Raw genomic sequence first — 11,336 nt, forward strand, 5'->3', positions numbered from 1 at the left:
CAACGTAGTTTCGACGCGATGCTAAATCTTCGTACCGTTTCATACGGTTACGCTTGAGTTTGTCCCGCTTTGACATGCGAGGATTATAGCTATCCAACGCCTAATAGGAAAGAAACAATATTCGTTCTGACCGCAAAGCTGAAGTTCGCGGTAAGTGCAGCGAATGGCGGCTTCGAGCCCGAAGCGGACGGACGACGAGAAGATCCCCAGCTACCTCTTTAGCCAGATCTCGGCTCTTTCTGAGCCGCTTCTGCTGTCATCGATGAATGGGAAGGCGGTCAGAGTCAACCGACGAGACAGGAGACGAGGAAGCAATCCATCCGGTAAAATCGCTTGTGGCACGCCAGCGCAACCACATGAGTTCAAACAATGTCCTTACGAGAACCCAGTGTGCATAATCGCCAGGAAATCTCGGGAAAACCTTTGCGATGGGCCGCCATTTCCTTTCTACTCACGACACGACTAGCTTGGCTGTACGCAATCGGATGTCTCTTGGCTGGTTTGGTAATGGCAAGGAGAGCTATCCACCGATGTCCTTTTTCTGATTGCAATCCGCGAAAATACCTGTTCAGCTTTAATTATCAAAATTAAAAGGTTGGAAAGTTGGCAGACCCTGTTGATGACGTCGATCATGTTTTCACAAAACCGGAGTTGTTCAATCTTCCGTTACAAAAAAATGAAGATAGACGAAAAGTCGATGAAGATAGACGAAAAGTCGATGAAGATAGACGAAGAGTCTATTCCGATATTATCGTCCAGTACGCGAATGGTCGACAGATCGACATACTTGAAATCGGGGTTTACACGGGGAATGTGCTGAAGGGTCTACTGAATTATTCTCCCTCAACGATTAAAACCTACACGGGTGTCGACCCGTACATCGGCGATGAGACTGACCCATACTTCAGATCTTACTGGAAAAGCCAAACATCCGAGGCCGAACAGCAGTACAAGAGAACGCGGGCTTTTTTCAGGCAACACAACGCAGCACTCATCCGTAAAAAATCGGAAGATTTTTTCGAGGCGTCGCAATACATGTACGATGTGGTTATCATTGATGGCGATCATCGTTTGCAACCGACGATCAAGGACCTTCGGGCTGGATTGAACGCGTTGCGCCCTGGTGGTTTGCTTGTATGCGATGATTATGGCAACTCGGATACGCCCGAGGTCACACGCGCTGTTTGCAAGTTTGTCGATGAGGCAAGTGAAAGTTTTGACGCCTCCGGCTACAGACCGATTTGGTTCGTAAATGCGGGAAAGCCTGCGCCAATTCAGCTCACCGTGATATATTGGAGGAAGAAGGTGGACTGATCCTGTTGGAAGTGGTCAACGCACTTTCCACGAGGCGAAAGGCTTAGAAGTTCGCCTTTTCAGCCCCTTGCAGGATCAGCTTGCCGAACATTGTATCTGACACCAATCGTCGAAATTGCGGTTTTCTCCTGTGTTTAACGAGCGGTGTACACACCTATAGGAATACTACGACAAATCTTGGGATAACTTGCCTGTGGTCTCAGAAGTTGAGGTCCCCCTCCGAGCGGTTGGGGCGAATTTTGGTTTGTCCGCTATGAAGACATCCAGCACTGTTGAAGTCGAGCAGCTGAAGCGAATGGTGGCAAAGCGGGTCGCCGGTGCAGAGTCGATGGACCATGTTCAAGGTCGGCTCAGGGCCGTTTCCGCGCATCTCAACAACCTAACGGATCGGCGGCTTTGTCCGCATAGTGGTTATTCGTGAAAATTCGGCGAACGTCTGCACTGAGCCCGAAGCGGTCATTCAAGAAAAAAATTGCGTAAATTGTAATGCTCGATTCATAGCAGTCCCATCAGACTTCAGGCATTTCGCTGTCCGGAGATTTGCCGTTCTGCTGGGCCATGTCGTGGCGTCGGCGAGCGCATTTCGGGACTCCAAATGTCAAGGCGCGCAAAAGATTGTTTTTTGTGTTATTAAATGTTGATGTTTCAAATGCCGGGGGAACTCTATGGAACCGACTGAGCAAACTGTGGACAACGGCGTCAACGTTGGCGCACTTCTCGAAGCACGTGAAGCACTGACTGCCGCGCCGGAAGCCGCAAGGTTCCAGTGGCGCGCCAACTGCGAATGGAAGAATGGCACGCACAGCCACTCAAGCGTCGAAAGCTTCTTCGGCCTCGGCGAAGAGCAGCGGCACCGCAAGGTGTTTACATTCAATTCGGATCATCCGGAGCTGTTCGCCTCCGAGGACCATGGAGCGACACCGGTTGAGTACGTGCTGGTGGGACTTGCCAGTTGCCTGACTGCAGGCATAGCCGCGGTTGCGCAACACCGAGGAATCCAGCTGCGCTTGGTGAAGGCGACAATTGAAGGTGACATGGATGTGCAGGGTATTCTCGGGATCGATTCCGATGTCCGAAATGGCTTTGACGGCATCAATGTGAGTTATCAAATCGATGCCGACGCAAGCCGCGAGGATATCGAGGCGCTGGTGGCGCAATCGCAAAAACGCTCGGCAGTCTTCGACATCGTCACGAATCCGACGAATGTCTCGGTGACTGTGAAGTAGCGGGCCGGGCCTTAGAAGCTTTCGATGCCTGATCGCCTGACCACAGTCGTCGTGATCGGCGCCGGCCATGCCGGACTTGCCATGAGCCGATGCGTCGCCGAGCGCGGTATCGATCACGTTGTTCTTGAACGTGGCGAGGTGGCGAATTCCTGGCGCACCGAACGCTGGGATTCGCTTCGTCTGCTGACGCCGAACTGGTGCAGCCGGCTGCCCGGTTATGCATATGGCGGCGACGATCCCGACGGTTACATGAACATGGCTCAGGTGATCGACTTTATTGGCGAGTATGCCACTGCAATCTCGGCCCCGGTGGAGACGGGTACGACGGTAACCTCAGTTCGGGAGGCAGCCCCCGGCTTTCGGGTCGAGACCGATCGCGGGGCCTGGCACTGTCGCGCCATTGTTCTGGCTTCGGGCGCCTGTAACATTCCGGCTGTTCCGAAGCTGGCAGGTGACCTTCCCAATGATATCCTGTCGATCGACACCAAGACTTACCGCAAACCTTCAGACCTGCCGGACGGGGGTGTCATGGTGGTCGGCGGTTCGGCGACCGGCACACAGCTTGCCCGCGAGATTCACCGTTCCGGGCGACCCGTGGTCCTTTCAACTGGCGAACATGTACGGCTGCCACGGGTCTATCGAGGCCGCGATATTCTGTGGTGGATGGATGCCTGCGGGCTGCAGGACGAGACCTATTTCGAGGTCGAGGATCTCGAACGCGCGCGCACCGTGCCCTCGCTGCAATTGACGGGCACAGACACGCGCGAAACATTGGATCTGAATGCGCTGACGGATGAAGGGGTCAGGCTGGTTGGCAAGCTTGCAGGCCTGCGCGACGACTCAGCGCTGTTCTCTGGTTCGCTCAATAACGTCTGTGCGTTGGCCGATCTCAAGATGAACCGGCTTCTCACGACCGTCGATGAATGGGCCACCAAAGCAGGACTGGACAGCACGATGCCCGATCCGCACCGGTTTGAGACAACCCGCGTACCGAATCGTCCGCCGCTAACCATGAAACTGTGTGCCGAGGGGATCCGCTCGATCGTCTGGGCGACAGGCTACCGCCCCGACTATTCCTGGCTGCATGTCCCTGTCTTCGACCGCAAGGGCCGGGTCCGACACAACGGTGGCGTGGTTGATTGGCCGGGAATGTACCTGATGGGAATGCAGTTTCTGCGCCGGCGTAAGTCCTCGCTGATCGATGGGGCCGGGGAAGATGCGCGCGATCTGGCTGCCCATTTGGCAGATTGGCTGGACGGACGCGGGCAATCGGCCTGAGCGCTATTCCGGAAGACCAGCCAGTTGAAGGCTGTCAATCAACTCGTCGACGAGTTTCGGGTCAACGAACATAGGGTTCTTGCGAACGGCACTGAGCGAATAGCGGGGGATATCGGCCAGAAGTTGGTCGATGGCGCGCTTCGCCTCATCCATCCGGCCGAGGCGGGCGTTCGCGCAGGCCAGAGTGACCAGCGCACCGAATAAGCCGGGGTCGCTTTGCAGTCCCCGGTTCGAGAGATCTATGGCCTTTTCGTATTCGCCACGGAAGAAATAACCGTGACCAATCGCATCGAGCAACCAGCTACCCCGGAAGTCCCGTGGCGTGCTTTTGAGCGCCGTCTGACAAGCCTTGATGCCCTCTTCGAGTTCGCCGCACATGATCAACGAATGTCCGAGCACGGCGTGGCCCTCGGCATAGTAAGGATTAAGCTCGATCGCGCGCCGGGCAGAGGTCACGGCGTCCTTCGCCTTGCCGGTGTACATCAGAACACAGCCAAGCGCCTGGTTCGCTTCGGGGCTTGCCGGTGCCATCCGAATGGCCCTGTTGGCGAGGTTCAGTGCCCGGCGGAAACCCTCTCGCGCCGGCCGCGTCCAGCCATGAGTTGCCATCTGCCCATGGCAGAGTGCCAACAGTCCATGGGACATAACGAAATCCGGCTCCAGTTCGATCGCCTTGTCGAGGTGTGTGATCGCCTCCTCCAGCGCCGGCTTGGTCATTGTGAAATAGCCGCGCAGTGCCAGCAGATAGCGGTCCCATGCGGTGTGATCCTGGTTTTGCTTCAGCAAGACATTCGATACTTCAGCTTGCATTATTTCCGGTCCGAGCGTCGACGCGATGCGCGTAACGACATCGTCCTGAGCCTCGAACGGATCTGCCATGTCTGCATCCAGCATGTCGGCCCAAACGTGGCCCTGACGCTCTGTCTCGATCAACTGGACGTTCACCCGCGCCCTCTTGTCGGCCGAGCGAACGCTGCCTTCGAGCACATAGCGAACGCCAAGTTCGCGTCCGACGCGCTTAACGTCGACGGGCTGGCCCTGATATCGGAAGGCGGCATTGCGCGCAGCCACAAACAACCAGTCAAAACGTGACAGCCCGGTCGTCAGATCCTCGCTGACACCATCGCAAAAATATCGCTGATCGGAATCGCCCGACAGATTGTCTAATGGCAAGATTGCGATCGACGGTCGGACCGTCACGGCCGACGCCGCGGTGGCAAACGGCATCGTGACGCTTCCGGCTGGCTTCACCTGATAGACCCGGACCGGCTCGGCGATGTTTTTGACAGTCTGTTCACCGAGGTCTTCGAATTTGACGTCGACCTTGCTCTTGACCTGGTCGTAGACCGAACCGGCGATGCATATGCCGCCCGGATCTGCGATTGCCTCAAGCCGGGCCGCGATATTGACGCCGTCGCCGAAGATGTCGCCGCGATCGATGATGATGTCGCCCAGATTGATGCCGATGCGAACCAAGATGGCCTTGGCCTGGGGCAGATCGGCATTGCGTCTTGAAAATCCCGCCTGGATATCAATTCCACACTCAACGGCATCGACGACGCTTTGGAACTCGACGAGCGCGCCATCTCCCATCAGCTTGACAACGCGCCCACCGTGGCCTGACACCGAGGGATCCAGGATAGACTTCTGGCAGTCCAGCAGGGCGGCATATGTTCCAACTTCATCCGCCGCCATTAGTCGGCCGTAACCAACGACGTCGACCGCAAGAATCGCCGATAGCCTTCTTCGAACTCGTTCCTGAGACATCCAACCGCGCCATAGCTGTTCGAATCACAATAATCTGGAGATCGGCTGGATGCCAACCAATCATTCCAAGCCTGTCTGATGGTTCACTCCGGAAATTCGCAAGGAACATGCAGAACCTGCAAAGCCAATTGGTAACTTCCGAAGCCATCGCCGCCGTGCTCAATGTACGACGACGGCTTTGTCCGCATGGCAGTCGTTCGGGCCATGATCGTTATGCGGCTGCTTTTGCCCAAATCGGTCGATGCTGCTGCAAAAACTACAAAGCACCGACCAAGTGCGTTGTTGCCACTTATTGAAGTGCGGCGAGGCTTCTTGCTCTGTTTGGAGAAAGATCCAGCGTCGCCTGATAAGCGATCGCAGCTTCATTGGGTTTTCCAAGCTCCATCAGCATGTCCCCGAGAAGTTCTCGTGCCGGAAGGACGTGGCCGGGTGTGACCGGGCTTTTGCCAATCTTATCCTCGAGATCAGCCGCGGCTGCCTGCTTAGCAACTGCGGCCTCAGAGCCCCCACCCGCCAGTTCAATCCAGGCTTCCACCGACATGATCTGTGCTTCGGTCAACTGCGCCCAATAGCCCTGCCCACGCTCCTTCATCACAGCGTGCAAAGACTTGAGCTCGGCAAGCGCGCTCTGCGCTGTATCGACATCACTGCTACGGGCCGCGCCGATACCAATCGCGAACCACCGCATGGCTACAGTTTGTGGAAATTTCTCCCATGGAATGACCGGATGCATCTCAGGCGACAGTGCCGCCGCGACGTCCCACTGACCCTGCTCAAGAGGCAGCCGAACGGGGGCAGCCGCTAACGCATAAGCGCTTCCGAAACTGGCCTGATGATTTTGAATTGCGAGCATTTCGTCGACCAGCCCTGCAGCTTCGTCTGTATTCCCAAGTTGTAGGTGGCCGTAAACCATGTAGTCGATCGCATGCGCATAGTGGCTTTGTACCACGTCTTTTGATTGCTCAAGAGCCGCTTCAGCGGACCGGCTGTTCAGATCAATTGATTTTTCCCATTCTCCTGTTCGTGTAAAGATATGAGCGGGCATATGCAGCGCATGTGGAGCGCTTGGAGCCGTTTTATCGTAAATCTCGGCGTACGGCCTGCCTCGCTCCTTGAGTGGCGGATTGTCATAGGCGTGGATCGCGTAGTGAATGACGCCAGGATGTTCTGGTGCCTTTTGATGAAGCGCGTCGAGCGTATCTCCCACCTGCGACTTTACTTTGATTCCGTCGGCCCCTCGCGGCGCCGTTGCAAGTCGTGCCAGCGCCGCAAACGCCGCGGCGTCCAAGTCGTCTGCATGTTGGTCCGCTGCTGCCACCTGTTTCTCCGCCCACGATTTAAGCTGAGCGCGGTAGCCTTCCTGGCTTGAGGCGTAGAAAGCAACGGCGGCGTCGATCAATGCTTGTTCAACGGGGCTTTCGGAGGACATTGACGCGAGTCTTTCCGCTGCAGCAGACCCTCTCTCTGTTTCGGCTTCACTGGGAGTGCCCGGCCAAAGAGGGTGAAAGTTCGACATCGCGATACCCCACTGTGCAATGGCACAAGTTGGATCCGCAGACGCTGCTTGGTCGAACGCTTCTTCGGCTTGAATGTACATCATGTTGTGAATTAGATTCAGACCTTCGTTGAAAGCCTGGTCCGCTTTTGGGTTGCATGTCGTCTGGAAATTAGCCTCCGCTGAGACTGCGGGCACGAAAACAAAGAACGAGCTAATACAGGCGACAAAAGTATTGCGGGCTTTGGTATGCAAATGCTGCATCTATCGTCTCCACATTAAATTTTGTCCGAAATTTTTTGAGCGTATGGCTCGGCGGCATCATACACAAAATTGTACGATATGTCCGAACTGTCATCTGAGCGGCGATGCACTCTGTTCGATCGAATATTTTCTTACGCGGCGTGTCCGCGTTATCCGCTGAGCAGTCGTTCAAGCAAAGCAAACATGCCGCAGCGCAGCTAAGGGCAGCTTAGTCTGCAGAGCAGACGTTCGTTGCAGCCTGCTCCAATGTCCGCTTTGCGGACGAAGCGGTCAATCCTGTTGTTCCGCAAGGAATGGGCCAATTTCATGAAAGAATTCATCAAATCCTGCATGACCGCGGATCATGCAATGGTTAGCACCGGGAAGTTCAACGAACTCTGCGGTGGCTATTTCACGCGCTGTTTCACGACCTTCACTGATGGGAGCTGCCATGTCCCCCTGCACGTGTAGCACAAGTGTAGGCACATTTAACTTTCGGGCGTCTGCTCGCGCATCAACTTTTGAGTTCATGGCCATAATCCTTAAAGCAGTTTCCGGGCTCGCAGAAATTCGCTGCATTTCATCAAAGCTGGCACTCTCCGCTGGAGTTGCGTCTGGCATATAGCTGGACGTAAAGAACTGTCGATAAATAGGATTAGGCGACCCCCAGCCCGCTGAAACCATTGCACGGGACGCCTCATAAAACTGTTCAGCCTCAGGATTTCCTCGCATCATTCTTCCACGGACATATCCGCCTAGAAGGATCAGGAATTTGACCCTCTCTGGGTATCTCGCGGCAAATCGAACGCAGAACGCTGAGCCCTGACTTATTCCAAACAGACCAAAACGATCCAAGCCAGATGCATCAGCGACGGCAACCATATCATCTATCATTCTGTCCTCGGAGATGTCGTCGACGTCCCAGTCAGAAAGTCCGTTGCCGCGTTGATCGAACCGAACCAGCCGGCAGAGTTTGGAAAACTCAGATAAGAAATCCCCCCATACAGGACTGGTCCACTCATATTCGATGTGGTTCAGCCAGTTGGGAGCCTTAAGAACAGGTGTTCCGGTTCCCGTTGAAGCCCAAGCCAAATTAATCCCATCAGCGGATTTGCAGAATTTCACGCGCTGCTGATAGGAGATTTCCGGCGCTTTTCGTTCCTGCACCACATTAGGCGTCCATTGCCACACACGTATTGGTCGTGTGATGTTTTTCACGCGCTGCCCGCCCATGTCTCGAAATGGTTCATCGATCTTGTCCAGAACAGATTGATGCACAATGTCCGAAACACAGATGCCACCCGGTTCCGCCAGGCCCTCTAGTCGCGCGGCAACATTCACACCGTCGCCAAAGATATCGTCGTCGTCAAAGATTACATCGCCAAGGTTGATACCCACTCTGAATCGGATCCGCCGATCTTCGACCAAGTCCAACTCTTTCCGCCCCATCTCTTTCTGGATTTCCAACGCGCAGCGTACAGCGTTCTGAACAGAAGGAAATGTTGCCAATAGGCCATCTCCAGTCGTCTTTACAATTTTCCCTCGGTTTCGAGCGATTTCCGGGTCAATCAAGTCTTTTCGGTACGTCTTTTGACGCGACAAAACACCCAACTCATCCGCTTCCATCAATCGAGAATAGCCAACCATATCAGACGCAAGAATGGCTGAAAGTCGTTGTTCCATCGTAGTCTCCCAAAGAGCTTTCCCGGCAGCAAGGCACTTAATTGTGCACCCCAGAAGTCATATTCGTTAAGCCGTGTACTTCATCCGCATTGAGTTATTGCTCTCTCACCAGAATGAAGATGTAGTGATCTTTCGAGAGTAGTTCCCGAGTTTATAGTACTCCATCAAGCGTTCCTCCCCAGATGCAGAGGCAAACTACCAGAACCTTTCAAATTTGGATACCGACGCCACTAAGAGGCCCATACCTAGACATAAAGGCGCGTGTTGGTTGCGCAGCGACGCGTTCAATTCGGTTGAACAACCAATTGAAGTAGAAACGACTAGTATTGGTTCAAAGTCGCATGCTCATTTCGTGCCATGTCATTCCGCCGTGGTCGGAGGCCGACGGTTTCAGATAGCTATAGCCGAGCTTTTCGTAGAGCGGCACGTGATGTTCTTTGCACATCAGATAGATCATTTCTTTATCCATCCGTTGCATGCGTTTTACAAACTCGTCCATCAGCGACCTTGAATAGCCTTTTCTTTGTCTCTTGGGATCAACGACAACGGACATGATGACCACATTCGGGGCGTCAGGGTCGTGGCCAATAAGCACTTTGAAGTCCTCGTCAGACATCTCGACCTCATGAGCGCATCCGCAATTGATGAAGCCAACAACTTCACCGTCCACTTCAAGGATCAAAAATCCCTCGGGATGGGTCTCTATCCGTTTACAGATTTTAGCATGGGTTGCTGCTTCGTCTCCCTCATAAGCCGAGGTTTCAATTTCGAAGCAGCGTTCCGCATCGGAAAGTTGGGCATTTCTAAACTTTTTCATGCGATTTTCCCCCATGTCGCGGGGAAGACTAACCCAAAAGATCCAAGGCTGTCTCGTATCAGAATAACGAGCATCTTGCCGCAAGAATTGGTGTCCGCTTTGGGCTCGAAGCGGTCATTCGTCGCGACCAGCGCGAACGACCGCTCTGCGGACACAGCTGCCAATAGCCGTGGCGCAGTACTGCAAGACGACCGAAACATCTTTGTCCTGTACGCCAACGTTTGTTGCAGGCCAAACGGTCCCTAGTTGTCTTGCAGAAAGTATGAGTGTCGATGAGTTCTGGAAGTTGTTCCCTATTTCCAAAGAGCATCACGAGTCGCCGCACGCGAAACGTTTGCATAATACAACGTTCCTGGACGAATATTCTGCAGACCGGATGTGCAGCACAGGTATGGCCCGAAATCAAAATGGTTTTTGATTGACGCTCCACTCTGAGCAGGCATGGCCGTTAGAGTTGGTCCTGAGTGCGTACCTACTCGCTCCCCATCGACGTAAAACTCAAGACGCCCTTCATTTCCCTTGGACCAGCGCGCAAACACTTCAATACGTGTCCAGCGGCCCTTCACCGTATTGAGGTTGAGCAGACCTTTTTTAACCAATGGTTCGCAATCATTCGTTCCTGTCGTACGCATCAGTTGAAACGCAAGTTGCGTGGACTTCTGGTTACTGACCAGTGCGACATGCGGACAGTTGTTACCTTTCCACTGGACATAGTTATAAAGGCCTTTCGTCTGCGCTCCCCCGATTGGGAAGTCTTGAGGCATTAAGAAATCGAAGCCATACCAAGCACTTTCAGGTTGCTTGATACTTGGTTTATTCCAGCCGCGCTCCATCAGTTGTGAACGCACAGATTTATATGTGCAGTCACCAACGCTTTGCCCGCCATAATTGGGTACGACACAGTCCCCGCCGTAAATTCTGAACCTATGACCTCGACCACTTAAAGGGATCTGAGAAGAACGCACCGCGTCGTACGATCCAGGTAAATTGCTACGATTTTGCTCGAAAGATCTGAATTTAAGACTGTCGGCATTTACTGATGCACCCGCAATGACAAAGCTTAAAACAAGAAATACGTTTTTCATTTATTTCTAACCTAACATCTGAAAACTATCTCAACTGAAGTACTATTTACCGATAGGGGTTAACCAAGAAGAAGAGAATTTCTCTTCAGGCTTGGTTTTTGGTGGTGAACTGCAGTTCAACTAGAAACCTAGCAGTAAAACAAAATTTTGTGCTCAAGTCAGTCATCTGAGTCTGTCAGACAAATGACGACTTAGGAACAGAAAATACCGTACTAGCTCTTGAGATTGCGCTGAAATTGTTTCTACCAGTTTTCCACTGGGCTTCCTGTCGCCACCCGCGCCAAAATGGTCGAAACTTGCGAGATTCAAAACGACCGCTTCGGGTTCGAAGCGGTCATTGAACCTATTTTCCCGAATTTCCGTTTCTCTGCTCAAACCCGCCGTTCGCCCGCCATTTCGCACAACTTATGACAGCGAGAGCGCGAGCC

General features: G+C 53.6%; 8 protein-coding genes. 3 read left to right on the top strand and 5 right to left on the bottom strand.

The annotated features are described in order from the left end of the window. Nucleotides 1-603: 603 nt before the first annotated feature. From GOW48_RS22095 to GOW48_RS22105, 3 genes are all read left to right on the top strand, one after another. Nucleotides 604-1,314, top strand: coding sequence for a class I SAM-dependent methyltransferase (locus GOW48_RS22095; protein WP_170756223.1), 711 nt, complete (start codon nucleotides 604-606; stop codon nucleotides 1,312-1,314). A gap of 665 nt (nucleotides 1,315-1,979) precedes the next feature. Continuing rightward, on the top strand, nucleotides 1,980-2,540 hold the full coding sequence (locus GOW48_RS22100; protein WP_170756224.1) for an OsmC family protein: 561 nt from the start codon (nucleotides 1,980-1,982) through the stop codon (nucleotides 2,538-2,540). A 24-nt stretch (nucleotides 2,541-2,564) separates the two neighbouring features. Beyond that, nucleotides 2,565-3,818 (top strand): NAD(P)-binding domain-containing protein, encoded by a 1,254-nt coding sequence (locus GOW48_RS22105; RefSeq protein ID WP_170756225.1) that lies wholly within the window; start codon nucleotides 2,565-2,567, stop codon nucleotides 3,816-3,818. Between the two features lie 3 nt (nucleotides 3,819-3,821). On the opposite strand, the gene GOW48_RS22110 is transcribed toward GOW48_RS22105, so the two are convergent. The 5 genes from GOW48_RS22110 to GOW48_RS22130 form a co-directional block, all read right to left on the bottom strand. Beyond that, a complete protein-coding gene (locus GOW48_RS22110) occupies nucleotides 3,822-5,585 on the bottom strand; it encodes an adenylate/guanylate cyclase domain-containing protein (protein WP_170756365.1) in 1,764 nt (587 codons plus the stop codon). Between the two features lie 289 nt (nucleotides 5,586-5,874). Next, nucleotides 5,875-7,344: a tetratricopeptide repeat protein gene (locus GOW48_RS22115; RefSeq protein WP_170756227.1), complete on the bottom strand. Its 1,470-nt coding sequence runs from the start codon at nucleotides 7,342-7,344 to the stop codon at nucleotides 5,875-5,877. A gap of 270 nt (nucleotides 7,345-7,614) precedes the next feature. Further along, the gene (locus GOW48_RS22120) at nucleotides 7,615-9,006 is read right to left on the bottom strand and encodes an alpha/beta fold hydrolase (RefSeq protein WP_170756228.1); all 1,392 of its coding nucleotides are present in this window, start codon (nucleotides 9,004-9,006) and stop codon (nucleotides 7,615-7,617) included. 331 nt (nucleotides 9,007-9,337) lie between these two features. Next, entirely contained in the window at nucleotides 9,338-9,823 is a 486-nt protein-coding gene (locus GOW48_RS22125; protein ID WP_170756229.1) for a GNAT family N-acetyltransferase, read from the bottom strand. A 293-nt stretch (nucleotides 9,824-10,116) separates the two neighbouring features. Further along, nucleotides 10,117-10,908 (bottom strand): heparin lyase I family protein, encoded by a 792-nt coding sequence (locus tag GOW48_RS22130; RefSeq protein ID WP_170756230.1) that lies wholly within the window; start codon nucleotides 10,906-10,908, stop codon nucleotides 10,117-10,119. Nucleotides 10,909-11,336: the final 428 nt, after the last annotated feature.

The organism is Ruegeria lacuscaerulensis (assembly GCF_013033355.1).
GTDB classification, from domain to species: Bacteria; Pseudomonadota; Alphaproteobacteria; order Rhodobacterales; family Rhodobacteraceae; genus Ruegeria; species Ruegeria lacuscaerulensis_A.